We start from the raw sequence: 23,753 nt of genomic DNA on the forward strand, positions 1-23,753 counted from the left end.
GACCAAGGACTCAAGTGCCGGAGTGCCGGGAAGCGGCCGGTACAACAGCTGCATCAGCCGATGCTGATCCGGGGAAATGAAACGTGCGCAAGAACCGGAGTGCGGCGTGGCCCGAGCGGGCGCAGCATGAGGCCATGATCTCTACGGGAGCCGATCATGAAGCCGAACCCGACCGCCGCGCGTGCCCTGGCCACGCAGTCCGATCCACGCTGGGCCGCCGTGCTCGCCCGCGACCGCGAAGCGACGTTCTATTACTCGGTCGCGACGACCGGGGTGTATTGCCGACCGTCGTGTGGCGCGCGACCCAAACCGGAGAACGTCGCCTTTCACGCCAGTTGCGATGCCGCCGAAGCTGCCGGCTTCCGGCCATGCAAACGCTGCCGGCCGCGCCTACAGCCGGAAGTGCTGCGCCATGCCTGCGGCGAATCGCTCCTCGGCACGGTGCTGGTTGCACAGAGTGCCGGTGGCATCTGTGCGGTGCTGATCGGCGATGCAGCTGCATCGCTGCTCGACGATCTGCAGGCACGCTTTCCGAAAGCGCGGATCGGTCAGGGCGACGAAACGACGGTGGCGCTGCTCGCGCAGGTGCTGGCGCTGATCAGCCGGCCGGCACACGCGATTGCCGTGCCGCTCGACGCGCGCGGCACCGCGTTCCAGCAGGCCGTGTGGCAGGCGCTGCGGCAGATTCCGGCGGGCGAGACGCGCAGCTATGCCGAGCTGGCCAAAGCGCTCGGCGCGCCCTCTGCGGTCCGTGCGGTGGCAGGGGCGTGCGCCGCCAACCCGCTGGCCGTCGTGGTGCCGTGCCATCGGGTCTTGCGTAGCGACGGCACGATCTCCGGCTACCGCTGGGGCGTGGAACGCAAGCAGGCGTTGCTGGCGCTGGAAGCGCGCGGGGCGGAGGCGAGGGCATGAACGCGCCACTGCATGCGCCGCTGGCTGCGCTCGACTGGACCGGCACCGAAACCGCGCTGGACGCGCAGGGCTGGGCGCTGCTGCCCGGCCTGCTGTCCCCGGCCGATTGTGCGGCGCTTGCCGGCCTGTACGCCGGCGATGCGGGCTTTCGCAGCCGGGTCGTGATGGAACGGCACGGCTTCGGTCGTGGCGAATACAAATACTTCGCCCATCCGCTGCCGGACATCGTTGCCCGCCTGCGCACCGCGCTGTACCCGCTGCTGGTGCCGGTTGCCAATCGCTGGAACGCGGCGATGGGGTTGGACGTGCGCTATCCGGCCGACCATGCGGACTTCATCGCCCGCTGCAATGCCGCCGGCCAGCTGCGGCCGACACCGCTGCTGTTGCAGTACGGCGCCGGCGACTACAACTGCCTGCACCAGGACCTGTACGGCGAACACGTGTTTCCGCTGCAAGTGGCGATCCTGCTATCCGAGCCGGGGCGGGATTTCGATGGCGGCGAGTTCGTGCTGACCGAGCAGCGGCCGCGGATGCAGTCGCGCGCCGAGGTCGTGCCGTTGCGGCAGGGCGATGCGGTGGTGTTCGCCGTCAACCAGCGGCCGGTGCAGGGCACGCGCGGCGTCTACCGCGTCGCCATGCGTCATGGCGTCAGCCGGGTGCGCGCCGGGACGCGGCATACTGTCGGCATCATCTTCCACGATGCCCAGTGAAGTGCATGACGAGCAACCCGCGATGACCGCCGACCTGTTTGCTGATCTGTTCAACGAGGCCCCGCCCGACTGGCGCGAAGACCTCGCCCCCGGTGCCGTGGTGTTGCGCGGCTTCGCGCTGCCCATGGTGCCGGCGCTGCTGGCCGGCGTTGAAGCGGTCACCGCCAGCGCGCCGTTCCGCCATCTGGTCACGCCGGGCGGGCAGACGATGTCGGTGGCGATGAGCAACACCGGCGCGCTCGGCTGGGTCAGCGACCGGCGCGGCTACCGCTACGATGCGACCGACCCGCAAACCGGCCGACCGTGGCCGGCGATGCCGGCGGCGTTCGCGCAACTGGCGCTGGACGCCGCGCACGCAGCCGGTTTCGACGGTTTCACGCCCCAAGCCTGCCTGATCAACCGCTACGCCATCGGCGCCCGGCTCAGCCTGCATCAGGACAAGGACGAACTCGACTACGACCACCCGATCGTTTCGGTGTCCTTGGGGCTGCCGGCGGTGTTCCTGTTCGGCGGGTTCGAGCGCAGCGACAGACAGGCGCGGATTCCGATCGCCCATGGCGATGTCGTCGTCTGGGGCGGGCCGTCGCGATTGCGCTACCACGGTGTGCAGCCGATCAAGCCCGGGGTGCATCCGCTGCTGGGCGATGTGCGGATCAATCTGACGTTCCGCAAAGTGCGCTGAGCCGTGCGCGTCGCGCAGGCGGCGGCAATGATGCGATGGCAAAGCCGCACGATTGGCGTAGATTGCGGGCAAACTTAGCCCGAAGTGACCGATGACGCCGCACGCCCAGACCATCCGCTTTTTCCGCGAACGCATACCGTCCTTCGAGTGCGAGCCGGGTTGCCACGACTGCTGCGGGCCGGTGACGACGTCGAGCGAGGAAATGGCGCGCTTGCCGCGCAAGACCCGTGCCGAGCGCGACGCGGCGCTGACGGAGCTGAGCTGCCCGCACCTCGGCCCCAGGGGCTGTCAGGTCTATGCGGAGCGGCCGATCATCTGCCGGCTGTTCGGCACGACGCCCAAGCTTGCCTGTCCGCGCGGACGGCGGCCGGAGACGATGGTCGATCCGGCCGTCGAGCAGCTGGTGTACGACTTCTTTGCCAGGGTCAGGCACGTGCTGGTGTGAACCCGGCCGGTACCGCGGACCGGAGAAACGGATGGCTACAGATACTTGGGCGGGGGCAGTACCTGCTTGTACACGACCTTGCCGTCGGATTTTTCGCTGCGCATCACGTAGTTGCGGGCCCCGCACAAGGGGCAGCGGAACAGCTCGCCCTGGCCTTCGTTCCTGATTTCAACGTCCTCGACCTTCCACTGCGCCTCGCAGGCTTGGTTCAGACAGGTAAACATGGGCACCTCCGGTGTACGGTAAAAACAGCCGCGCAGGGTAGCATGCCGCTACATTGACTGCCTGGATATGGCAGCCATTTGGCGGTGTTCAAATTGCGGCCGAATTGCGCGATCGGTCAACGAAGGCAAGAGGATGCGTCGCGTCAGAAAGCGTTCGCGTCTCGGGAGGAGGGAATGAATCCACGTCGCGTACATGATCTGCTGCGCCAGAATTTTCCGGACTATTTCCGGCTCGATTTGGACTGGCGCAATATCGCCGACCGGACTGGTTCAATTGATGTCGAGGTACTGGCGCAGTATCTCGACCGTTACATCGATGCGGACGACGTGCTGGTCGAAGCGGGCAGGAAGACGGGCGCGTATCTTTCCAAGGCCGAGGTTGCGGCCTATGTCGCAACGCATTCCCGGCAGGGGGTCAGAATGACCGACCGAAAATTCGACGGTTTCGTTGTCCTCGGCGGGAACGGCGTCATTGCCGGCTGGCGTAGGGCTTCGCCGCCCGCAGATTTGGCGCTGCCTCCACCCAGGAAACGAGCCCATGAGTCCGAATGAGGGTTTCGCCCTGAGCGCCTCGAACGGCCTTGCCCCGCAGGGCATGCTCCGGGAAGTGAACCTCAGTCCTTGAAAGGCACCAGCCGCTTCGTCACGTTGTCAAAGCGCCAGTCCGGTAGCGCCGGCATGCCGTCGACGAAGGGCGGGAAGGCCTCGCCGCGGATCAGCGGCGCGAAGTACTCGCGGCCGGCCTCGGTCAGCCGGTAGCCCTCGGCATCGAGATAATCGCGCGGCAGCGTTTTCTCCCTGTTGGCGACGTCGGCCAGCGGTACCGCGGCGATGTGCCAGCGGTACGGCGTGGCCTGATCGCGGACGATGGCGGCCATCACGCTCCTTTTGCCTTCGAGCGCGAAGCCGACGGCAGCCTGGCCGACGGCGATCGCCTGTTCCAGGTCGGTGGCGGAGGCGATGTGGCGCGATGCACGCTGAAGATAGTCGGGCACGGCCCAGTGCACCTTGGCACCCAGTTTCGCCTTGACCAGATTGGCGAGCACCGGTGCGACGCCGCCGAGCTGGGCGTGGCCGAAGGCGTCGGTGGCGCCGCTTTCGGCGAGGAAACGGCCTTCGCCATCGCGGATGCCTTCCGACGCGACGACCACGCAATAGCCGACGCGCTCGACGGTCTGCGATACCGCAGCGATGAAGCGCGCCTCGTCGAAGGCGATCTCCGGCACCAGGATCAGGTGCGGCGGGGTATCGGCGTTGGCGGCAGCAAGGCCGGCTGCGGCGGCGGTCCAGCCGGCGTGGCGGCCCATCACCTCCATGATGAAGACCTTGGTCGATGTCGGCGCCATCGACGCGATGTCGAGACCGGCTTCGCGCACCGAGGTGGCGATGTATTTGGCGACCGAGCCGAAGCCCGGCGAACAGTCGGTCAGCGGCAGGTCGTTGTCGATGGTTTTCGGCACGTGCACGGCGGTCAGGTCGAGCCCGCGCGAGCGCGCCAGTTCGGCGACCTTGAGGCAGGTGTCGGCCGAGTCGCCGCCGCCGTTGTAGAAGAAGTAGCCGATGTCGTGCGCCTCGAACAGCGCGACCAGCCGGTCGAATTCGGCGTCCTTTTTCAGCTTGTGCCGGCAGGAGCCGAAGGCGCCGGCCGGCGTGGTTTTCAGCGACGCCAGTTGTGCATCGGTGAGCGTTGCCGCGTCGATCAATGCCTCGTTCAGTGCGCCGAGAATGCCGTTGCGGGCGAGGAACAGCGAGCCGATCCGCTCCGGATGCTGGCGCACGGCATCAATCACGCCCCAGGCCGAGGCGTTGATGACCGGGGTGACACCGCCGGACTGGGCGTACAGCGCGTTGCGCGGGCGCGTGGAAGTGGACATGGCAATCTCCGTCAGGCGGTGCGGGGTCGGGTCGAATCGCGCACGATCAGTTCGCCCGACAGGGCGACGACGCGGCGCGACAGCGCGGGTTCGTGGATCCGGTTCATCAGCATGCGCATCGCGGTGTCGCCGATGTCGTAGGTCGGCTGGCCGATCACGGTCAGCGCCGGTTCGACCAGCTCGGTCCATGCCTCGTTGTCGATGCCGGCGAGCGCGATGTCGTCGGGAATGCGCAGTCCGCGCTGGCGGATGGCGCGCATCGCGCCGAGCAGGGTCAGGCCGTTGCTGGCGATCAGCGCCTCGGGCGCGTCACCGGCATCGAGCCAGTCGCCGACCAGCTGCTGCGCGGCGTCCATCGTCGGCACCAGCCGGCGCGCGTCGGGCGTCAGGCCGTGGCGGTGCATGGCCGATACATAAGCATCGTGCCGCGCCTGGCCGGTGGCGCTGGTATTGCCGAACAGCCCGCCGATGCGGCGGTAGCCGTTGGCGACGAGATGGTCGACCAGCTTGTCGAGCGCCTCGTGATTGTTCAGTGCGACGCAGTCGGCATCGCCGAGCGCCCGGTCGATGGTGATCAGCGGGAAGTCGAACGTCGTGCCGGCGATGGCGGCACCGGCCGACAGTGTCGGCGAGAAGATCACGCCGCCGACCTGTTCTTCCTGCATCAGCCGCAGATACATCGCTTCCTTGGCCGGGTCCTCGTCGCTGTTGCACAGCAGTACGCGGATGCCTTCGCGGTAGGCGGCATCCTCGATCGCGCGGCTGACCGCGGTGAAAAAGGGATTGCGGATGTCGGCAACGATCAGCCCGATCGTCTGCGACTGCTTCGAGCGCAGCCGTCGTGCCTGCAGATTGGGCCGGTAGCCGAGCGCCTCGGCGGCGGCCAGCACTTTCTGCCGGGTCTGTTCGTTGACGAGGCCGTTGTCGGTCAGCGCCCGCGACACCGTCGCCAGCGACAGCCCTGATGCAGCGGCAACGTCCTTGATGCTGGGTTTCATGACCATGGATCGATAAAAACCTGAAAACGTTTTCTGCAAATCTATCAGCGTCACCCCGGCTTGGCTAGCGCCGTACGGCTGGATCTTGTCGGTTTCCGGCGTGAGACAACGCCTTTTGTCGGCTGTGTACACCATTGGTGCGCGCCAAATTGGCGTATTTGCTCGCTTTCAGCCGTAGGTGCACCACGATGAAGGATGCTCTTGGTGCGTCCGGGGTGTAACCCGTATTGACGCGACTACTGAAAACGTTTTCAAATTATTGCGTCATCCGACAGGAGTCTCCGACATGGCTTTACTGCTCACCCCGGCGCTGGTGCGACTGAACGCCGGCCCGGCCGACAAGAAGGCGGCAATCGCCGACGTGGCTGCGCTGCTGGCCGAGGCGGGGTTCATCGATCCGGCCTACGGCGACAGCATGCTGGCGCGCGAGGACCAGGCGAACACCTATCTGAGCCACGGCGTGGCGATTCCGCACGGCATCCCGAAAGACCGCCATCTGGTGAAGAAAACCGGGATTGCCGTCCTGCAGGTGCCGGCCGGCGTGACGTGGCTGGGCGAGGAGAAGGCACGCTTCATCGTCGGCATTGCCGCGCAGAACGACGAACACATTGCCGTGCTGCGCCGGCTGACCCGGCTGCTGGGCGACGAAGCACGGCTGGAGAGACTGTTCGTGACCGGCGACGTGAACGAGATCGTCGCCGCGCTGGCCGACGAGGCGCCGGCCGCGGCGGCACCGGCCGGCGGCGGGGTGGATTTTTCGGTCAAGGCCGAAATCGTGCTCGACTACCCGAGCGGCCTGCATGCCCGGCCGGCCAGCGGCTGGGTCGGTACGGCCAAGCGCTTCAACGCGCAACTGCGCATCCGCCACGGCAACGAGATCGCCAACGCCAAGAGCATGGTGTCGCTGCTGCAGCTCGGTGCCGAGTACGGCGCACGGCTGACGGTGTCGGCCGAAGGTGACGACGCCAGCGACGCGATCGCCGCGCTGTGCGCCACGATTGCCGAGCTGAGCCACGCCGAGAAGGCCAACGCACCGGCCGGATTCAGGCCGGCCGCCGGCGCGCCGCCGGTCGCGGCGCTCCCTGCGAACAGGCGAACCGGGCCGGGCCCGGATGATCCGGTTGCGGCCGGCAGGGCGCTGGAGCTGGCCTTGCGCCGGGTCGAGCGCCACCTGGCGCGTGATGCCGCCAGCCCGCTGACCGATGCCGTGACGCGGGAAGTGTTCGCGCGCCGGCAGGTTTACCTTGGCCATCTGCCGCTGCTGCAGCGGGCGTCGGCACGACTGCTGTCCGGTCAGCATGTCGTCGATGCATGGCGCGATGCCGTCGGCGAGACCGTGCAGGATGTCGCGGCAAATGCGCGGAGCGATCTGCAGGCGCTGGGCGAACAGGTATTGCTGGCGCTGAAGCAGAAGCCGGTGGTGACCGTCACGTGCAATCCGGCCATCGATCTGACCGTGACGCTGCCGGCCCTGCGGACCGGTGAGGTCAATCTGGCCGCCGACGCCGGCCGGAATGCCGGCGGCAAGGGCATCAACGTCGCAGCCTGCCTCGCCGATTACGGTCTTGCGGTGACGGTGACCGGCTTGCTCGGTCGCGACAACGCGGCGGTGTTCGAGCGCTTTTTCGACGACCGCGGCCTCGACAACCGCATGGTCGGCGTCGACGGCGAAACGCGGATCAACATCAAGCTGGTCGACGAACAGCGCCGGCAGACGACCGACCTGAACCTGCCGTCGTTCACGGTCGACGCCGACGCGCAGCAGGCGCTCGAGCGCGAACTCGACACGCTGGCCGGCAACGCGGCGTGGGTGGTGCTGTCGGGCAGCCTGCCGATCGGCGTGCCGGCCGGCTTCTACCGTTTCATCACCGCGCTGATGCATGCGCAGGGCGTGAAGGTGGCGCTCGATACCAGCGGCGAGGCGCTGCGCGCCAGCCTGTCGGGCACCGCGTCGGCTGCGCTGCCGGACCTCGTCAAACCGAACCGCCGCGAACTCGAGCAATGGGCCGGCCGTGCCTTGCCGACGCTCGCCGACGTCGTTGCCGCCGCGCAAGAACTGCAGCAGCGCGGCATTGCGCAGGTCGTGGTGTCGCTCGGCGAGGAGGGGGCGCTGCTGGTCGAGGCCGATCTGGCCCGGCTGGCCCTGGCGCCGGCACTGGCCACCGGCAGCACCGTCGGTGCCGGTGATGCGCTGGTCGCGGGGCTGATCGCTGCACAACTCGAAGGCCGTTGCGGGGACGATGCGCTGCGCCGCGCGGTGGCCTGCGCCAGCGCCAAGCTCGCCGTCGTCGGCCCGGCGCTGCCGGCGCAGGCCGACATCGACGCAATGGCCGCGCGGGTCGAGATCCGCCGCATCGACCTGCCGTCCAGTCACGTGGCGCCCGTCCACGCTACCGAGGAATAAACCATGTCCCCATTGTCCCCCTCCCTGGTTGCCGTGGTGGCCAGCCGTGACGGCCTGACCCGGCCGCTGATGGCCGCCGAGGCGCTGTCGCGCGCCGCCGACACGCTGGCATTCGCACTGAACATCGAAGTCCGCACCCGGCTGGGCGTGCAGCAGGCGCTCAGCGGCGACGCACTGCGCGGTGCCCACGGCGTGATCGTTGCCGCCGATGACGACGTCGATTTGACGCCGTACCAGGGCAAGCAGATCTACAGGCTGGGCCTCGACGAGGCGATCACCGGTGCCGCCACCGCGCTGGCGCGGATCGTTTCGGCCGCGGCAGCCGTCGGCACGCCCGACGCCGCAGCGGTTGCCGCATCCAAGGCGTTGAAAATCGTCGCGATCACCTCGTGCCCGACCGGCATCGCGCATACCTTCATGGCCGCGGAAGGCTTGCAGGCTGCCGCCGCCAAACTCGGCCATGTCATCCATGTCGAAACGCAGGGCTCGGTCGGTGCGCAAAGCCCGATGAGCGCGCAGCAGATTCGGGATGCCGATCTGGTGATCATCGCCGCCGACGCGCAGGTCGATCTGGGCCGTTTCGGCGGCAAGCGCGTGTACGAAACCGGCACCAAGGGCGCGATCAACAACGGTGTGAAGCTGATCGAGGATGCGATCGCCGGTGCAACGGTGCAGGGGGCGGTGACGGCAAAGCAGGGGCTGGCCGACGAAGCGGCCGAGGCCAAGAAGGCGCGCAACAATTTCAGCGGACCGTACAAGCACCTGATGACCGGCGTGTCGTTCATGCTGCCCTTCGTCGTTGCCGGTGGCCTGCTGATCGCGGTGGCGTTCGCACTCGGCGGCATCTACGCCTTCGACGACGCGCACAAGGGCATGCTGGCGTGGACGCTGTTCCAGATCGGCGCCAAATCGGCGTTCGCGCTGATGGTGCCGGTGCTGTCGGGCTACATCGCCTACTCGATCGCCGACCGGCCGGGCATCACGCCGGGGATGGTCGGCGGCATGCTGGCGGGTGCGATCGGCGCGGGCTTCCTCGGCGGCATCATCTCGGGCTTTCTGGCCGGCTATACGACGCTGCTACTCAATCGCCACATCAGGCTGCACCGCAATCTGGAAGGGCTGAAACCGGTACTGATCCTGCCGCTGTTCTCGACGCTGATTGTCGGCCTGCTGATGATGTACGTCGTCGGCGAGCCGGTGGCCGCGGTCCTGCACGCGATGGAAACGTGGCTCAAGGGCATGCAGGCGGGCAGCGCACTGGCGCTCGGCGCGATCATCGGCGCGATGATGGCGTTCGACATGGGCGGGCCGGTCAACAAGGCCGCGTATGCGTTCAGCACCGGGCTGATCGCCAGCCAGATCTACACGCCGATGGCCGCGGCGATGGTCGCAGGGATGACCCCGCCGCTGGGGATTGCGCTGGCATGCTGGCTGTTCAGGAACCGTTTCACCGCCGAGGACCGCGACGCGGGCAAGGCCGCCGCGGTGCTGGGCATCTCGTTCATCACCGAGGGCGCGATCCCGTTTGCCGCGCGCGACCCGCTGCGGGTGATTCCGTCGTGCATGCTCGGCTCGGCCGTCGCCGGGGCAATCTCGCTGTCGGCCGGTGCCGAACTCAAGGTACCGCACGGTGGCGTGTTCGTGCTGCCGATCCCGAATGCAATCACCCATCTCGGGATGTATCTGGTTGCGTTGCTGGCGGGTACCGTGGTTACCGCGCTGGCTTTGTGGGTGCTGAAAAAGCCGATCCGGACCGCTGCGACATGACGGCCGCACCATAAAGAACGGGGCGCCATGGCGCCCCGTTCTGACGTGTGGGCGTAACCGGAAACGCTCAGGGAACCGGCGTGGCCGGGACAGGCTGGTCGATGTAGAACAGGCCGTCGAAGGCGTTGAAGATCGGCCAGTCGACGTCCTGATAGTTGAAAGGACGAGCGGCAATCGACGACATCCAGTCCGGTTTTTTCTTTTGCTGTTTGAAGTCGATGAACGCCATCGGCAATCCGGCAACGCGCCATTCCGCTTCGATCAATCCGGCTTTGGGGGGCGGGACATCGAGGACGGTCGTGTTATCCATGTCACGCATTTGGCCGCTGTATCCGACAAATCCCGCCGAGTAGATCTGTTCCGGCCCGAAATGCTGGACGACAAAGTCGCCCAAAGTCATGCCCCAGAACTTGCCGGCGTGGAAGTTATGCGCCCAAACGATCAGCTTCTTGCCGGTGTAGAACTTTTCGGCAAGCCAAGCGACGTTCTCTGCCGCCTGCTGGTCACGCGCAGCCCAGTAAGGCACATTGCCGATGCTGATCTGCCATTGTTCGCTGGCTGCCGCGCGAATGCTGGCGACTTGCGCGCGCCAGAAGCCGGGCGATTCGAACATCCGGCCGCTGGCGGCGACGCTGTCGTCGAGTTCGGCGAGGACGGACGGTGTGAGGTCGATCAGTGCCTGCTTGTCCGCATCGCTGGGGGGACCGTTGAAGTTGTCGGCGACGACCGCTTGGGCAGCACGCACGAAAGCGTTCCATCGAGGGTCGGCAAGTGCTGGCGAGTGACGCAATGCGAGGAAGGCTTGCAGCGACGGCAGCAGATTGTTGACCGATTCGAGCCCCGCGTGCGGGGTGTCGTAGCTGGTGAGGATCAGCGGGCGTTTGCCGGTACGCTGGCTGTCGACATATTCGAGCACGCCACGGCCTTCTCGGGTGCGCGAATACATGTAGAAAATGCGGTCCGGTGCCAGCTCTGCCACTTTGCCGCCCGCCTGGGCGTAGTTCCACAGTGCCGTGCCGTCGAACATGCCGCTTTCGATCAGCAGCACGTCGAAGCCTTTTTTCTTGTGCAGGTACTGGACGATGCGGTTCTTCAGTTCGAACACATTGCCTTCGCCGTGCGACTGCTCGCCGATCAGCACGATGCGTGCATCACCGATCGCCTTGCCGAAGGCGCCCAGATCGGCGTAATCCGGATAGTTCGGACTGCTACTGATGATCTGGGTATTGTGGGCTTCGAGCCATTGGCCTGGTGTCATGTCCGAAGCGCTCCGGGCACCTGCATTCAGGCCAAGTGCCATAAGCACGACATACAACGTCTTGCGGAAATCCATGTCCGTATCCTGAGAAAAGGGAGGAGCTTGAATTATCCGTTTGGCATTTTTTTTGGCTGCCGAATTGCTTTGCCTTGCTTGGCTTTTGTGTTTCCAGATTGATCGCAGCCCGAACCGAAAGAGGGAAACGGGGGGCAAATTCACGCGTACAGCGTCTTGATGATGTCCTCGATCGGCACGTCCTCGATGACCAGATCGTGAATTCCGAAGGCGTCGTCGGCCCAGCGCACGAAGGCCGGCAACGGCTGGCGGCGGACGTCGAGCTCGAGCAACACCCGCGTCTCGCCGATGCGCTCGAGCAGCGTGACGCCCGGGAGGTCGATCTCGCCAGGCGGTCGGGCCGTCGCCAGCCGGATGCGCTTGGTCTGGCCGACACCGTGCTGCAGCGCCGCCATGTCGCCGTCGAAGACGACACAGCCGTGGTTGATGACGATGACGCGCCGGGCCAGCTGTTCGATGTCGTCGAGGTCGTGCGTCGTCAGGATGAAGGTCGTGCCGCGCGCGTTCATTTCCCGGATGAAACCGCGGATCCTTTCCTTGGCGAACACGTCGAGGCCGATGGTCGGTTCGTCGAGGAACACCACCTTGGGCTCGTGCAGCATTGCCATGATGAACTCGCACTTCATCCGCTCGCCGAGCGACAGCTGGCGCGTCGGCTTGCGGACCTGATCGCCGACGTCGAGCAGCGTCACCAGCGTCTGCAGCGTGTGCTCGAAGCGCGCCGGGTCGAGCCGGTAGATCGCCCTGTTCATGTGGAAGGCATCCAGCGGCGGGATGTCCCACATCAGCTGCGATTTCTGGCCGAACACCGCGCCGATGTGTGCGACGTAACGCTTGCGGTCGTGCCACGGCGTCATGCCGAGCACGGTCGCTTCGCCGTCGCTCGGATACAGCACGCCGGTGAGCATTTTCAGCGTCGTCGATTTGCCGGCGCCGTTGGGCCCGAGAAAACCGACGATCTCGCCGGCGCCGATCGCGAACGAAATGCCGCGCACCGCATCGACCTCGCGGGTCTTGCGCCAGAACACGCTCTTCAGCGTTTCGGCAAAGGTCGATCCGCGTTCGAACGTGGTGTAGGTTTTCCGCAGCGTGCGCACGCTGATGATCGGTTCGACCGCAACGGTACCGGCCTGTCTGTCCACTTCAACCTCCCGCGCTGGCGTAACGCGCCAGCATCATGCGCCACAGGCCGATGACGACCAGAACGAAGCACAGCGCACCGCCGACAGCCAGCGGCAGCGCCGGATCGGGGCGCCCCAAGAGCACCGACGCCGGCAGGTAGCCGAGGACCGAAACGGGGATGACCCAGGTCAGCCAGCCGAGCGCACTGCGCGTGAAAATGCCGTGCGGATACAGCGCAAATGCCGACACGGCGTCGAAGATTTCCTGCAGCCGGCTGTTGCCGATCCAGACGAAGCTCAGGCAGGTCATCAACAAGGCAAAGCCGAACAGCGTCAGTACCGCCAGCAGCAGCAGCGCGGCAAAACCGAGCAGCGCTGCGCTGCTGTCGGCGTCCGCGCCGATGGTGACGTTCGGCAGCGCAAGGCAGAACAGCGCGATGCCGCCGAGCAGCTTGCCGGTGTCCTCGGGCTGGAAGCTGTGGCCGAGCAGCAGCAGCAAGGTCGAGCGGGGCTTGAGCAACAGCAGCTCGAACGTACCTTCGCGCACCAGCTCGGTCGTGGTCCAGATCATGCCGAAGCAGAACGGAAAGGCAATGCCCTTGGCGATCAGGAACGTCGCCTGCAGCAGCAGTGCCTCGTCGCGCTGCCAGCCGGTGAAGCCGGCGCCATGCTGGTAGACGAGCAGGGTGGTCAGCGGCACGACCAGATCGGCGAGCAGCATGATGATCATGCTGATGCCGAGGTCGGCCCGGTCGGTCATCCGCGCGGCAAGCGCGCCACGCAGCAGGCAGAAGTAGACGGCGAGGCCGTCGCGCAGGCGGGCGATCATGCGCCGGCCGCACTGAAACGACGGATGCCCAGCCGCCACAGCAATTCGGACAGTCCCCACATCAGCAGGGCCATCAGCGCCTGACAGCCGACGATCTCGGGAATGCCCAGGCGGATGCCGGCCAGCTCGTAGTGGCCGAGCAGCACCTGGACCGGCACGTAGGTGATGAACTGGAAGGGCAGGAAGAACAGCAGTTGCTGCAGCTCGTGCGGAAACAGTGCCAGTGGCAGGAACACGCCCGCGCACACATCGCGCAGGAAACCGATCAGCCGGCGGGCGCCGGCCGTGCGCGTGAGCCAGAACGCCAGCGTGCCGACGCAGTAATTGACGAGGAACATGATGAGGAAACCGAGTGCCAGCGACAGCACGAACCAGCCGGTGCTGGCCGGCACCAGCCTGATCGAGAACACCAGCCAGAGGATCAGCCAGATCGGCAACGCCTCCATCCAGAGGCCGAGACAGCGGTGGCCGAGTTTTTGCGACAGCGCGAAGCCGCGGTGCGACATCGGCCGCAGCAGCACGGTCAGGAACTTGCCGCTGCGGATCAGCATCTGCAGGTTCCAGTCGGCAAAGTCGAACACCAGCGTACTGACGATCAGCACCGCGCCGTAATAGCTCATCAGCGCGGTGCGATCGTAGCCGCCGATGGTGCCGCCGTCGGCGAGCAGCGCCTGCCAGATCACCACCTGGACGAGGAAATAGGTCGGGCCGATGAACAGCGAAATCAGCATGTGCGAGCGGTACGCCGCCCATTCCTGATAGGTCGCGTAGGCAATGGCGCAGGTGCTGCGCCAGGCGGCAAGCAGCCGGTTCAAAGCAGCCCGGACCAGATGATGCCGCGCGGCGCGATGACCGCTTCCTGACTCCAGCCCGGGTTGTTCGGCACCATGTAGACGACCACCAGCTCTTCCTGCGGATCGATGAACAGTGCACTGTGCCACGCGCCTTCGTGCGCATAGGTGCCGGGGCTCACCAGACCGAAGTTGCTGTAGGTCTGTACGCCCAGCCCGTGCTCGAACGCCTTAAGCTTGTTGCCCCAGTAGTACGATTCGGTGTTCGGCGGCAGCCAGTTGCGTGTCATTGTCTCGACCGACTTGCGGCTGAGGATGCGCACGCCGTCGAACGCACCCTTGTTCAGCATCATCTGGCCGAGCCGGTACAGGTCGGCCAGCGTCGAGTACATCCCGCCCGCTGCCTGCGGAATCCCGTGCGGCGGGGTGCGCAGCAGCAGCCTTTCGTATTGCCAGGCGTTGTTGAGACAGACCTCGTCGAACCGCGACTCGGGCACGATGAAACAGGAGTCCTTCATGCCCAAGGGCTTGAGGATGTGTTCCTCGACGTAGGCTTCGAACGTCTGCCCGGAAACGCGGGCGATGATCTCGCCGAGGATGGCATATCCGACCGAGCTGTAACTGCTCCTGGTGCCCGGTTCGTACTCGGTCGGGCCGGTCAGCGCCGCGGTAATCCAGTTGTCCTTGACCCGGCTCGACAGCCATTCGTGCGGATACGGTTCGTTGTAGAAGCCCGGATCGGCCGGCAGCCCCGAGCAGTGGGTCAGCAAATGCCAGAGCTGGATCTGGTTGTGCTTCGGGTTCTGCATTTCGTCGATCAGCGCACAGGCGAAGGTTTCCAGGCAGAGCTTGCCCTGTTCGACCAGTTGCATCGCCGCAATTGCCGCAACCAGCTTGGTGATCGAGTAAACACAACGGAGCGAATCGGGCTTGAATGCCCCGGCCACCGGGTCTTCGCGCAGCTGGCCCATCGACCTGTGCGCGAACACCTTGCCGCGCCGCGCCAGCAGGTAGGACGCACCCTGAAGCTTGCCGTTGGCGATCAGGCGCTGGAAGTGGCGGTCGAGGTCGTCGAGCTTGACCGGGTCGAATCCGGCTTCGCGGGGGCTGATCTGGACCGGGGCGAGGTGAATGGGGGACTCTTGCTGAACGGACATCATCCATCTCCTTGCTGACGTTTTATAGTGCAAAGAGCTTACATTGATATTCCATTCAATGGGGGTTGAAAGGTGATTCTGGCGTTGCCAGGCTTGCTTTCTTTACGGGTTTTTTACATCCGCAGCTGACTTCTTTGCGCGCTTTTGACGCATGCCTCCTTAAAGTGGTGGCGTGTTCATCACCACGAGCGACGCCATGCAGCCTGTAGCCATCTGCCGTCACGACGCGGCGCAAGGCCCCGGCCACCTGATCGACTTCTTCGATGCGCATGCGATTCCCTGGCGGCTGTTTGCCGTCGATGCCGGTGAAATGCCGCCGACCCGGGCGGGCGAGTACAGCGGCGTGGTGATTCTCGGCTCGCCGGCCAGCGTCAACGACGGCCTCTTCTGGATGCGCCGCGAGGAAGCGCTGCTGCGCGATGCGCTGCGGCTCGAACGGCCGGTGCTCGGCCATTGCTTCGGTGGTCAGTTGCTGGCCAGGACGCTGGGTGCGCGCGTGCGGCGCAACAGCGTGCCGCACATCGGCTGGGGCCGGGTGCTGGTGACCCGGTTTGACGAAGCGGCCGAGTGGTTTGGCGCAAGGCGTGAACTCGAGCTGTTCCACTGGCATTTCGATACCTTCGAAATCCCCCGCGGTGCCAAGCGCGTGCTGTTCGGCAGCTACTGCATGAACAAGGGATTCGCGATCGGCGCGCATCTGGGTCTGCAGTCGCATCTCGAGGTCACGGCCGACAGCGTCAGGCTGTGGTGCCGCAACGACGGCGACGAAATCCGCCGCAACCTCTCGGTGTCGGTGCAGTCCGAGGCCGACATCCTTGCCAACCTCGACGCGCGCGTGACCGCGCTGCACCGGCTCGCCGACCGCGTCTACGGCCGCTGGGCCGCGCGCCTGCCCGGCTGGCACCGCATCGTCGTCCCGGTGCGCCCGCACACCCGGCCACGCGGCGGCGAAAGCTGGGGCGAACGGCTGATGCGTGCCTGAGTGCCCGCAGGCATAAAATGACTCCAGACCCCAACCGTTCCGACTGATGCCAAGCGACCAACGTCCCGATCCCGACCTGCTGCTGGCCGAACTCCAGGCCGACGAGGCGCGCGCGCAGCGCGGCCATCTGAAAATCTTCTTCGGTGCCAATGCCGGCGTCGGCAAGACCTATGCGATGCTGACGCAGGCCCGTGCGCAGGCGGCGCAGGGCGTCGACGTCGTCGCCGGTCTGGTCGAGACGCACGGCCGTGCCGAGACCCAGGCCATGCTCGACGGGCTGTCGGTGTTGCCGCGACGGGCAATGCCGCATCAGGGCCGCACGCTGTTCGAGTTCGATCTCGATGCGGCACTGGCCCGAGCCCCCGGACTGCTGCTCGTCGACGAACTGGCGCACAGCAACGTCGCCGGCAGCCGCCATCCGAAGCGCTGGCAGGACATCGACGAGCTGCTGGCTGCCGGCATCGATGTCTATACGACGGTCAACGTCCAGCATCTCGAAAGCCTCAACGATGTCGTCGGCCAGCTCACCGGCGTGCGCGTGCGCGAGACCGTGCCCGATCACGTCTTCGATGCGGCCGACGACGTCGTGCTCGTCGACCTGCCGCCGGACGAGCTGCTCGGCCGGCTCGCCGAGGGCAAGGTCTATCTCGCCGAAGCCGCCAGCCGGGCACGCGAGTATTTCTTCCGCAAGTCCAACCTGATTGCGCTGCGCGAGCTGGCGCTGCGCCGCACCGCCGAGCGTGTCGATGCCGAGCGGCGTGCGTCCGGCGTCGTGACGACCGAAGGGCGGGTGATGGTGGTGCTGGCGCCGATGGCCCAGCCGGACCGGCTGGTACGCCATGCGGCCAGACTGGCGGGGCGCTTCAAGACCGGCTGGTTTGCCGTACTGGTCGAATCGCCGTTGCTGGCGCGCGATGCGGCGATGCAGGCCCGGCTGTTTGCCGCGCTGAAGTTCGCCGGGTCGCTGGGCGCCGAAACGGCGACGCTGCCCGGACGCGATGTTGCGGCGACCCTCGTGGCCTATGCCAGCGAGCACGATGTCGGCACCGTCATCGTCGGTGCATCGCCCCGACGCTGGCGACCCGGGCTGGCCGAGCGCCTGCTGGCGCTGGCACCGGGAATCGCGGTGCAGACGGTACGCGTGGCCGCGGCACCGGCACGCTGGCTGCCCCGGTTCGGCCGGCGTTCGGGGGGCGTGCTGGCCGCCATCGCCGGCTGCGCCGTTTCCTCGGCCTTGCTGGTGCCGCTGGCGACCCTGCTGGCGCTGCCGAACGTGGTGATGCTGTATCTGGTGTCGGTGCTGCTGGTGTCGATCCGCTTCGGCCGGATCGCCGGCGCGACATCCGCGTTGCTCAGCGTTGCGGCATTCGATTTCTTTTTCGTGCCGCCGCGGCTGTCGTTCAACGTGTCGGACACGCAGTACCTGCTGACCTTTGTGGTGATGCTCGGCGTGGCGCTGACGATCAGCCAGCTGTCGGCACGACTACGCTTCCAGGCCGACGCGGCAACACGGCGCGAACGGCGAACCGCCGCGCTGTACGAGCTGTCGCAGGCGCTGTCGGCCGCACTGACGCACGAGCAGGTGGTCGACATCGCGCTGGCACAACTGGCGCCACGCATCGATGCCGACGTCGGCCTGGCGCTGCCGAGCCGCGACGAGGTGCTGTCGCACGTCGGCGGCGGCCCGGTCGATCTGGCCGTTGCCGACTGGGTGTTCCGCCACGGCCAGCCGGCCGGTCGCGGCACCGGTACGCTGCCGGCCGCACCGGCCTACTATCTGCCGCTGGCGGCACCGGTGCGCGTGCGCGGCGTGCTGGCACTGACGCCGCGCGGCGACTGGCAGCCCGGTCCCGAGCACGAGCGCTTCCTGTCGACCTGTGCGGCGCAGATCGCGCTGGCGCTCGAACGGGTGCACTTCGTCGAGGTGGCGCAGGAGGCGCTGGTGTCGATGCAGGGCGAACAGCTGCGCAACAATCTGCTGTCGACGATCTCGCACGACCTGCGCACGCCGCTGACCGTGCTGCACGGACTGGCGAGCACGCTGGTCGCGCAGCCGGCGCTGGGCGAAATACCACAGTCGCTCGCCGCGCAACTCGTCGACGAGACCGCGAGGATGAACGAGCTGGTTGCCAACCTGCTCGACATGGCGCGGCTGCAATCGGGTGAGGTCAGGCTGCGGCGCGACTGGCAATCGGTCGAAGAAGTCGTCGGCGGCACCGTGCGCGCGATGGGCGGACGCTTGAGTGCCCACGCGCTGAAGGTCGACCTGCCGGCCGGCCTGCCGCTGGTCGAATTCGATGCGGTGCTGATCGAGCGGGTACTGGTCAACCTGCTCGACAACGCCGCCAAGTACACCCCGCCGGGCAGCACGATCACGCTGGGTGCCAGTGCACCGCCGGGCAGCCTGTTGCTGACGGTGGCCGACGACGGTCCGGGCCTGCCGTCCGGGCAGGAGGAGTCCCTGTTCGCCAAATTCAGCCGCGGTGCGGCCGAAGGCAATACCGGCGGTGTCGGACTGGGGCTGGCGCTGTGCCGCGCCATCGTCCATGCCCACGGTGGTACCATCGCCGCGGCCAATGCCGGTGGCGCGGTCTTTACCGTGCGCCTGCCACGCCGGCCGCCGCCGACGCTCCCCGATCCATTCCAGAACGACCCGCCGCCGGAACCCGTCTGATGTCCGTACCCCGATCGATCCAGCCGCCGACCGTCGTCATCGTCGAGGACGAAACGCAAATCGCCCGCTTCGTCGCGCTGGCCCTCGAAGGCGAGGGCATGGTGAGCCATGCCGCGGGCAGCGTGCGTGACGGACTGATTGCTGTCGGGACACGCCAGCCGGATCTGGTGATTCTCGACCTCGGGCTGCCGGACGGTGACGGCGTGACGCTGATCAGCGAGTTGCGGGCGTTTTCCGACGTGCCGGTGCTGGTGCTGTCGGCCCGCAGCCAGGAGGGCGACAAGGTGGCTGCGCTCGACGCCGGCGCCGACGACTACCTGACCAAGCCGTTCGGCGTGGCCGAGCTGATGGCGCGCGTGCGCGTGCTGCTGCGCCGCCATGCGAGGCAGGACGCCGACAGCCGCGACGGCAGGATCACGATCGGCAACGTCGAGGTCGATCTGGTCGCGCGCGAAGTGCAGCGCGGCGGGGAGGCATTGCATCTGACGCCGATCGAATACCGGCTGCTGTCGGTGCTGATCCGCCATGCCGGCAAGGTGCTGACCCACCGGCAGCTGCTGCTCGAGGTCTGGGGGCCGGCCTATGTCGAACACAGTCATTACCTGCGCATCTACATGGGCCACCTGCGGCAGAAGCTCGAGACCGACCCGGCCCAGCCCCGGCACCTGCTGACCGAAACCGGCGTCGGCTACCGGCTGGTGCTGTAACGCCTGTCAGCCGTACAAACCGACCGGGCCTCGCGGGTCCGGTGTGCGGCGATGTCATTCCGGATGAGTGGCATTGTGAGGCGCTTGACCTGGAGTAAGCTCCAAGTATTAGCCTAGGCTCACCTGTCCATTCCCATGAACATCAGCGAATTTGCCAGTACCGTCGGCCTGAGCGCCGATACGCTGCGTTACTACGAAAAGATCGGCCTGATCGATCGCGTGGCACGCACGGCTTCGGGTCACCGCAGCTACGGGCAGGCCGATCTGGCCTGGCTGGGTTTCCTGATCCGGTTGCGCGAAACCGGCATGCCGATCGAAACGATGCAGCAGTACGCCGCGTTGCGGCGCGAAGGCGACGCGACGCTGGCACAGCGACGCGGTCTGCTGGAGGCGCACGCGGCCAGGGTCGAGGCCGAGATCGAACGCTTGCAGAGCCATCTGGGCAAGCTGGCCGACAAGATCGCGCTGTATCGCCGCATGGAGGTGGGCAGACTCAAAGGAGCCTGACCATGACCGTACCCGAAAGTCCAATCCCCACGAGCCGCTATGAACGCGGCCTGAACCGGCTGCGCGAGATCGACGGCGACGCCGGTGAAGCGGTGATCGCGTCGCTCGCCGACATTGCCCCCGATTTCGCGCGTTACGTGATCGAGTTTCCGTTCGGCGACATCTACTCGCGCCCCGGACTCGATCTCAAATCGCGCGAAATTGCCGTCGTTGCCGCACTGACGGCGCTGGGTAACGCCGCTCCGCAACTCAAGGTGCATATCGGCGCGGCGCTCAACGTCGGCTGCACGCGTGAAGAAATCGTCGAAGTCATCATGCAGATGGCGGTATACGCCGGTTTTCCGGCTGCGCTGAACGGCCTGTTTGCGGCCCGCGACGTGTTCGCCAGCCGCGACGCGGAACCGCGCGACACCGTCTGAATCCTTCCACCCGCTTGCCGCGCAGTGCGCCTTGACGGTCCGGCAGAAGATCAGCGCCGGAGGCTGGCCGGCGCCCGAGGGACTACGGCTTCGGAAACGGTTCGCTCGTGTGTCCGGTCATCGTGATGCCGGGTGCAAACCGGGTCGCCTGGCTTGGCCGGCACTCGTTGGCACCGTTGCAGAGCCAGGCCGAGAGCCACTGCTTCAGGTTCGTCAGAACGAAGCTGCCGTCGGCACGCGTGTACACACCGGGTGTGCAATGGCTGTCGGCCGGAGAACAGGTCTTGTCGAGCGGGTAAAACCGGTTGGTCTGCCACAGCACGGTGTCGCCATCGCGGACTTCCAGCCGTGCCGGCGCCGCCGGCTGTGCAAGCAGAACGCTGCTCATCGACACCGATACGACGCCGTCGTTGTTCGTGTAACTCACGCTGAAGCGTGGCGGAATGTGTTCGCTGAGCAACGGCGCCTCGTCCGTCCTGGCCCATGCGCCCCATTCGCTGGCCCCGGGCACTTCGCCCTGGACCGGCCATTTGGCGCGCCAGACGGCTCCGGCATGGACGGCCTTTTCGTCGCTTGCGTACGTACGGCCGGCCGACCAGGGCGACAGGCCGTTCGGGTCAACCGGCTGCCATGCACCCCATGCCGATCCGGGCGCTTCGTTCTGTGTCCACCACCTGGCCTCGTAGTCGGCGCCGAGGTGGCTGACGCGATCGCCCTTGTTGTAGACGCTGCCGGCCTGCCAGGCCGGAGCCTGTGGCGGCAGGGTCACCAGCCCGGTTGCCTGCCATTCGCTGTCGGTCAGGCCGTGCACGATCGCGGTGTTCAGGTAGTTGAAGTAATGCCATCCGCCGCCGTACGGATACATGTTGCAGACATAGTCGTGGCCGCCGTCGGTCAGGGGCGGAATGAGGGGCAGCTTTGCGCTCTGTCCGGTCGGGCGTGTGCCGTCAAAGGTGAAGTAGTCCGGCAGGGGCGGCGTGCAGGCGAGTGCGGCGGTGCTTGCGAAAGTGGCGATCAGGGCCAGGGCCAGGCGTTGCATTGTCAGTCTCCTTTTATTGGTATTGTCATCGCATGATGACAAATCAATAGTCTGAGACTATTTTTCGACTGTCAAATCACCATCCGGAATGTGCAGCGGCAACGCTGGAAGTAGTGTGGCTCGCGTTCTGTCACGAAGAATAAGGTGGCGCATCGCAAGTCGACGCTGCCCGGCGCGAATGAAAGTGTGCTGATTGCCGGCATCGGGCCGGCCGATCCGGCATCGGAATCGGTGCGAACGAAGGCAAAAGCCGGGTTGGATCCGACGGCTGACCGGACGAAAGGTGGCTGCGGTTTCAGGCTGTCGTGCGCTTGGGGCGGAAATAGCCGGTGTCGGCATAGAACGCCTCGTCCTGATCGGGCCACCAGCCGGGGATGCCGAGAAACGGCAGTGGCGGCAGCTGCTTCGGCCGCAGCAGCCGGTCAGCGTCGAGCTCGCTGGCGAGGTAGGCATCGAGCGCAGCAATGCGTTCGGTCAGCGGCAGCGCAAAGTGGGCGTCGTCGACGGCAACCAGCCTGCATTTGCCGGTCAGACCGCGGAACGGGGCGAGCAGGTATTCGTAATTGGCGTGGCCGAAGCACAGCGCTTCGATATGGCGGCCCCATGCTTCGCGGCGATGCCGGAACAGCGTGGACCAGTCGTGGTGGATCAGGGCGTCGGTCAGTGCCGGTTCGCTGCAGGCAACGATCAGCCCGCACTCGTCGAACAATGTGGCCGCATCGCGGACCGGCCCGCGGGCGCCGTCGCGCGTATGCCGCTGATGCAGCGCGTTCAGCGCGACCTTGGCCTGCGGAAAGGTGTGCCAGACCGCGGCATTGAAACAGTCGTGCCAGTTGTGCCGCGTGGCGATACGCCCGGCAGCGTGGATTTCGAGTTCGTAGTACTGCGTCAGCGAATCCGGATCGACGAACGACAGCGGCAGGCCGAGCCGGTTGGACGCCGGCGGTCCGAGCGTCTGCCAGTCGGTCCAGTCGGGCAGGCGGTCGAAGCGCGCCAGCACCGGGCGGATCGGCGCATAGGCAGGGTGCTGTGCAAACGCCGGCCAGCCGTTCATGGCTGCCGGTTCAGTTCAACGGGCTCATTGCAGCTTGCCGAGCTCCAGCCGGCCTTCGCCCAGCGGTTTGCCACCGGCGTCGAGCGCTTTCACGACGAGATAGTAGCCGGCACCCTTGGTGCACGGCGGCTGGTAGCCGCCGGCCGCCGACTGGCTGACCCACGAGAAGCCGCCGGGCAGTGCGGCCTGCGAACCGGTGACACTCGGCAGCTGGACGCTGGCCGCACCCTGCGCGACGCTGTAGCGCAACACGCCGAGGCTGGCGCCGCCGCGCTGGTTGTACTCGAGCTGCAGCGCCGCGGTGCCGCTGGGCAGGTCGAATACGTTCAGGGCTGGCGTGTTGCCCTTGCCGCCGAGCTGACTGCATTGCTGGCCGGCGGGAATCGCCATGCCGTTCCACGCCGGATTGGCAAAACGGACCGTCAGGCGCGGACCGTCGGCCATCGCGTACTGGATGGTGAACAGCACGGCAAGCAGCGCCGCGGCAATCAGGGGCAGGGACTTCTTCATTCGGAGGCCTTCAAAAACAAATCGGCTAGAACGTTCATTCTAGCCGATCCGGTCATGCGGTAACCGTGACCGCGGTCACGGTTTGTACGGTCTTTACGCCAGTGCCTTCAGCGCGGCGTCGTAGTTCGGTTCGTCCTTCACTTCGGCGACGAGTTCGGCATGCAGCACCTTGTCGTTGGCATCGAGGACGACGACCGCGCGGGCCGCGACGCCGACCAGCGGGCCGGTGGCGAATTCGACGCCGTAGTCGTTCAGGAACTGGCGGCCGCGCATGGTCGACAGCGTCACGACATTGGCCAGACCTTCGGCGCCGCAGAAGCGGTTCTGCGCGAACGGCAGATCGGCCGAGATGCACAGCACGACGGTATCGGCGAGCTGGGAGGCCGATTCATTGAAGCGGCGTACCGAGGTCGCGCAGGTCGGCGTGTCGATGCTCGGGAAAATGTTCAGGACTTTCTTCTTGCCGGCGAAGGACGCCAGCGAGACGTCGGCCAGATCCTTGCCGACGAGGGTGAACGGCTTGGCGCTGTCGCCGGCCTTCGGGAATGCGCCGCTGACTTCGATCGGGTTGCCGCCGAGGGTAACGCTGGACATGGGGTGCTCCTGGTGAGTGG

24 protein-coding genes are annotated in these 23,753 nt (G+C 66.4%); 12 read left to right on the top strand and 12 right to left on the bottom strand.

What is annotated here, in order from left to right; genetic code table 11:
• Positions 1-156 precede the first annotated feature (156 nt).
• The 4 genes from IE097_RS19515 (at position 157) to IE097_RS02030 (ending at position 2,749) form a co-directional block, all read left to right on the top strand.
• Positions 157-912 carry a methylated-DNA--[protein]-cysteine S-methyltransferase gene (locus IE097_RS19515; protein ID WP_189458464.1) on the top strand — a complete coding sequence of 252 codons (756 nt, stop codon included), beginning with the start codon at positions 157-159 and terminating at the stop codon, positions 910-912.
• Positions 909-1,622, top strand: coding sequence for a 2OG-Fe(II) oxygenase (locus tag IE097_RS02020; protein WP_189458465.1), 714 nt, complete (start codon positions 909-911; stop codon positions 1,620-1,622). Before IE097_RS19515 ends, IE097_RS02020 begins: the two co-directional genes overlap by 4 nt.
• A gap of 22 nt (positions 1,623-1,644) precedes the next feature.
• Entirely contained in the window at positions 1,645-2,304 is a 660-nt protein-coding gene (gene alkB / locus IE097_RS02025) for a DNA oxidative demethylase AlkB (RefSeq protein ID WP_189458466.1), read from the top strand.
• 91 nt (positions 2,305-2,395) lie between these two features.
• Positions 2,396-2,749, top strand: coding sequence for a YkgJ family cysteine cluster protein (locus tag IE097_RS02030; RefSeq protein ID WP_189458467.1), 354 nt, complete (start codon positions 2,396-2,398; stop codon positions 2,747-2,749).
• A 35-nt stretch (positions 2,750-2,784) separates the two neighbouring features.
• Here the strand turns inward: IE097_RS02030 and IE097_RS02035 are convergent, their stop codons facing one another.
• Positions 2,785-2,973 (bottom strand): hypothetical protein, encoded by a 189-nt coding sequence (locus IE097_RS02035; RefSeq protein ID WP_189458468.1) that lies wholly within the window; start codon positions 2,971-2,973, stop codon positions 2,785-2,787.
• 174 nt (positions 2,974-3,147) lie between these two features.
• On the opposite strand from IE097_RS02035, the gene IE097_RS02040 reads away from it, so the two are divergent.
• Complete coding sequence (locus IE097_RS02040) at positions 3,148-3,525, top strand: hypothetical protein (RefSeq protein WP_189458469.1); 378 nt, start codon at positions 3,148-3,150, stop codon at positions 3,523-3,525.
• 62 nt (positions 3,526-3,587) lie between these two features.
• Here IE097_RS02040 and IE097_RS02045 read toward each other — a convergent pair whose 3' ends face one another.
• Both IE097_RS02045 and IE097_RS02050 read right to left on the bottom strand, forming a co-directional pair.
• Positions 3,588-4,847, bottom strand: coding sequence for a 6-phosphofructokinase (locus IE097_RS02045; RefSeq protein ID WP_189458470.1), 1,260 nt, complete (start codon positions 4,845-4,847; stop codon positions 3,588-3,590).
• An 11-nt stretch (positions 4,848-4,858) separates the two neighbouring features.
• A complete protein-coding gene (locus IE097_RS02050; RefSeq protein ID WP_189458471.1) occupies positions 4,859-5,845 on the bottom strand; it encodes a LacI family DNA-binding transcriptional regulator in 987 nt (328 codons plus the stop codon).
• Positions 5,846-6,131: 286 nt separating this feature from the next.
• Between IE097_RS02050 and pfkB the strand changes: the two genes are divergently transcribed.
• Positions 6,132-8,249 (top strand): 1-phosphofructokinase, encoded by a 2,118-nt coding sequence (pfkB, locus tag IE097_RS02055; protein WP_189458472.1) that lies wholly within the window; start codon positions 6,132-6,134, stop codon positions 8,247-8,249.
• 3 nt (positions 8,250-8,252) lie between these two features.
• Positions 8,253-10,016 (top strand): fructose-specific PTS transporter subunit EIIC, encoded by a 1,764-nt coding sequence (locus IE097_RS02060; RefSeq protein WP_189458473.1) that lies wholly within the window; start codon positions 8,253-8,255, stop codon positions 10,014-10,016.
• 67 nt (positions 10,017-10,083) lie between these two features.
• On the opposite strand, the gene IE097_RS02065 is transcribed toward IE097_RS02060, so the two are convergent.
• The 5 genes from IE097_RS02065 to IE097_RS02085 are packed head-to-tail and all read right to left on the bottom strand — an operon-like array spanning position 10,084 to position 15,247.
• Complete coding sequence (locus IE097_RS02065) at positions 10,084-11,493, bottom strand: erythromycin esterase family protein (RefSeq protein WP_189458474.1); 1,410 nt, start codon at positions 11,491-11,493, stop codon at positions 10,084-10,086.
• Complete coding sequence (locus IE097_RS02070) at positions 11,490-12,491, bottom strand: ABC transporter ATP-binding protein (RefSeq protein WP_229797370.1); 1,002 nt, start codon at positions 12,489-12,491, stop codon at positions 11,490-11,492. The genes IE097_RS02065 and IE097_RS02070 overlap by 4 nt, the downstream gene beginning before the upstream one ends.
• A 1-nt stretch (position 12,492) precedes the next feature.
• Positions 12,493-13,299, bottom strand: coding sequence for an ABC transporter permease (locus IE097_RS02075; RefSeq protein ID WP_189458475.1), 807 nt, complete (start codon positions 13,297-13,299; stop codon positions 12,493-12,495).
• Entirely contained in the window at positions 13,296-14,114 is an 819-nt protein-coding gene (locus tag IE097_RS02080) for an ABC transporter permease (RefSeq protein ID WP_229797371.1), read from the bottom strand. The genes IE097_RS02075 and IE097_RS02080 overlap by 4 nt, the downstream gene beginning before the upstream one ends.
• Complete coding sequence (locus IE097_RS02085) at positions 14,111-15,247, bottom strand: serine hydrolase domain-containing protein (RefSeq protein ID WP_189458476.1); 1,137 nt, start codon at positions 15,245-15,247, stop codon at positions 14,111-14,113. The genes IE097_RS02080 and IE097_RS02085 overlap by 4 nt, the downstream gene beginning before the upstream one ends.
• A 196-nt stretch (positions 15,248-15,443) precedes the next feature.
• Between IE097_RS02085 and IE097_RS02090 the strand changes: the two genes are divergently transcribed.
• The 5 genes from IE097_RS02090 to IE097_RS02110 all read left to right on the top strand — a co-directional run bounded on the left by IE097_RS02090 (position 15,444) and on the right by IE097_RS02110 (position 20,536).
• Positions 15,444-16,229 carry a type 1 glutamine amidotransferase gene (locus IE097_RS02090; RefSeq protein WP_189458477.1) on the top strand — a complete coding sequence of 262 codons (786 nt, stop codon included), beginning with the start codon at positions 15,444-15,446 and terminating at the stop codon, positions 16,227-16,229.
• Positions 16,230-16,275: 46 nt separating this feature from the next.
• A complete protein-coding gene (locus tag IE097_RS02095) occupies positions 16,276-18,903 on the top strand; it encodes a DUF4118 domain-containing protein (protein ID WP_189458478.1) in 2,628 nt (875 codons plus the stop codon).
• A complete protein-coding gene (kdpE, locus tag IE097_RS02100; protein ID WP_189458479.1) occupies positions 18,903-19,610 on the top strand; it encodes a two-component system response regulator KdpE in 708 nt (235 codons plus the stop codon). Before IE097_RS02095 ends, kdpE begins: the two co-directional genes overlap by 1 nt.
• A gap of 135 nt (positions 19,611-19,745) precedes the next feature.
• Positions 19,746-20,117, top strand: a complete 372-nt coding sequence (locus IE097_RS02105; protein ID WP_189458480.1) for a MerR family transcriptional regulator — start codon at positions 19,746-19,748, stop codon at positions 20,115-20,117.
• A 2-nt stretch (positions 20,118-20,119) separates the two neighbouring features.
• On the top strand, positions 20,120-20,536 hold the full coding sequence (locus IE097_RS02110) for a carboxymuconolactone decarboxylase family protein (protein ID WP_189458481.1): 417 nt from the start codon (positions 20,120-20,122) through the stop codon (positions 20,534-20,536).
• 82 nt (positions 20,537-20,618) lie between these two features.
• Here the strand turns inward: IE097_RS02110 and IE097_RS02115 are convergent, their stop codons facing one another.
• The 4 genes from IE097_RS02115 to tpx form a co-directional block, all read right to left on the bottom strand.
• Positions 20,619-21,575 carry a carbohydrate-binding protein gene (locus IE097_RS02115; protein ID WP_189458482.1) on the bottom strand — a complete coding sequence of 319 codons (957 nt, stop codon included), beginning with the start codon at positions 21,573-21,575 and terminating at the stop codon, positions 20,619-20,621.
• A gap of 295 nt (positions 21,576-21,870) precedes the next feature.
• The gene (locus tag IE097_RS02120; RefSeq protein ID WP_189458483.1) at positions 21,871-22,629 is read right to left on the bottom strand and encodes a DUF3025 domain-containing protein; all 759 of its coding nucleotides are present in this window, start codon (positions 22,627-22,629) and stop codon (positions 21,871-21,873) included.
• Positions 22,630-22,653: 24 nt separating this feature from the next.
• The gene (locus IE097_RS02125) at positions 22,654-23,139 is read right to left on the bottom strand and encodes a hypothetical protein (RefSeq protein ID WP_189458484.1); all 486 of its coding nucleotides are present in this window, start codon (positions 23,137-23,139) and stop codon (positions 22,654-22,656) included.
• A 93-nt stretch (positions 23,140-23,232) separates the two neighbouring features.
• A complete protein-coding gene (gene tpx / locus IE097_RS02130) occupies positions 23,233-23,733 on the bottom strand; it encodes a thiol peroxidase (RefSeq protein WP_189458485.1) in 501 nt (166 codons plus the stop codon).
• Between the last annotated feature and the right edge of the window lie 20 nt (positions 23,734-23,753).

It is taken from the genome of Jeongeupia chitinilytica, from assembly GCF_014652315.1.
GTDB classification, from domain to species: domain Bacteria; phylum Pseudomonadota; class Gammaproteobacteria; order Burkholderiales; family Chitinibacteraceae; genus Jeongeupia; species Jeongeupia chitinilytica.

Excerpts from the sequence above, each read along its gene's own strand:
- IE097_RS02075 (WP_189458475.1), bottom strand. The coding sequence starts at position 13,299 with ATGATCGCCCGCCTGCGCGACGGCCTCGCCGTCTACTTCTGCCTGCTG.
- pfkB (WP_189458472.1), top strand. The coding sequence starts at position 6,132 with ATGGCTTTACTGCTCACCCCGGCGCTGGTGCGACTGAACGCCGGCCCG.
- IE097_RS02030 (WP_189458467.1), top strand. The coding sequence starts at position 2,396 with ATGACGCCGCACGCCCAGACCATCCGCTTTTTCCGCGAACGCATACCG.
- IE097_RS02060 (WP_189458473.1), top strand. The coding sequence starts at position 8,253 with ATGTCCCCATTGTCCCCCTCCCTGGTTGCCGTGGTGGCCAGCCGTGAC.
- IE097_RS02020 (WP_189458465.1), top strand. The coding sequence starts at position 909 with ATGAACGCGCCACTGCATGCGCCGCTGGCTGCGCTCGACTGGACCGGC.
- IE097_RS02050 (WP_189458471.1), bottom strand. The coding sequence starts at position 5,845 with ATGAAACCCAGCATCAAGGACGTTGCCGCTGCATCAGGGCTGTCGCTG.
- IE097_RS19515 (WP_189458464.1), top strand. The coding sequence starts at position 157 with ATGAAGCCGAACCCGACCGCCGCGCGTGCCCTGGCCACGCAGTCCGAT.
- IE097_RS02115 (WP_189458482.1), bottom strand. The coding sequence starts at position 21,575 with ATGCAACGCCTGGCCCTGGCCCTGATCGCCACTTTCGCAAGCACCGCC.
- alkB (WP_189458466.1), top strand. The coding sequence starts at position 1,645 with ATGACCGCCGACCTGTTTGCTGATCTGTTCAACGAGGCCCCGCCCGAC.
- IE097_RS02105 (WP_189458480.1), top strand. The coding sequence starts at position 19,746 with ATGAACATCAGCGAATTTGCCAGTACCGTCGGCCTGAGCGCCGATACG.
- IE097_RS02085 (WP_189458476.1), bottom strand. The coding sequence starts at position 15,247 with ATGTCCGTTCAGCAAGAGTCCCCCATTCACCTCGCCCCGGTCCAGATC.
- tpx (WP_189458485.1), bottom strand. The coding sequence starts at position 23,733 with ATGTCCAGCGTTACCCTCGGCGGCAACCCGATCGAAGTCAGCGGCGCA.
- IE097_RS02035 (WP_189458468.1), bottom strand. The coding sequence starts at position 2,973 with ATGTTTACCTGTCTGAACCAAGCCTGCGAGGCGCAGTGGAAGGTCGAG.
- IE097_RS02045 (WP_189458470.1), bottom strand. The coding sequence starts at position 4,847 with ATGTCCACTTCCACGCGCCCGCGCAACGCGCTGTACGCCCAGTCCGGC.
- IE097_RS02040 (WP_189458469.1), top strand. The coding sequence starts at position 3,148 with ATGAATCCACGTCGCGTACATGATCTGCTGCGCCAGAATTTTCCGGAC.
- IE097_RS02095 (WP_189458478.1), top strand. The coding sequence starts at position 16,276 with ATGCCAAGCGACCAACGTCCCGATCCCGACCTGCTGCTGGCCGAACTC.
- IE097_RS02090 (WP_189458477.1), top strand. The coding sequence starts at position 15,444 with ATGCAGCCTGTAGCCATCTGCCGTCACGACGCGGCGCAAGGCCCCGGC.
- IE097_RS02120 (WP_189458483.1), bottom strand. The coding sequence starts at position 22,629 with ATGAACGGCTGGCCGGCGTTTGCACAGCACCCTGCCTATGCGCCGATC.
- kdpE (WP_189458479.1), top strand. The coding sequence starts at position 18,903 with ATGTCCGTACCCCGATCGATCCAGCCGCCGACCGTCGTCATCGTCGAG.
- IE097_RS02125 (WP_189458484.1), bottom strand. The coding sequence starts at position 23,139 with ATGAAGAAGTCCCTGCCCCTGATTGCCGCGGCGCTGCTTGCCGTGCTG.
- IE097_RS02110 (WP_189458481.1), top strand. The coding sequence starts at position 20,120 with ATGACCGTACCCGAAAGTCCAATCCCCACGAGCCGCTATGAACGCGGC.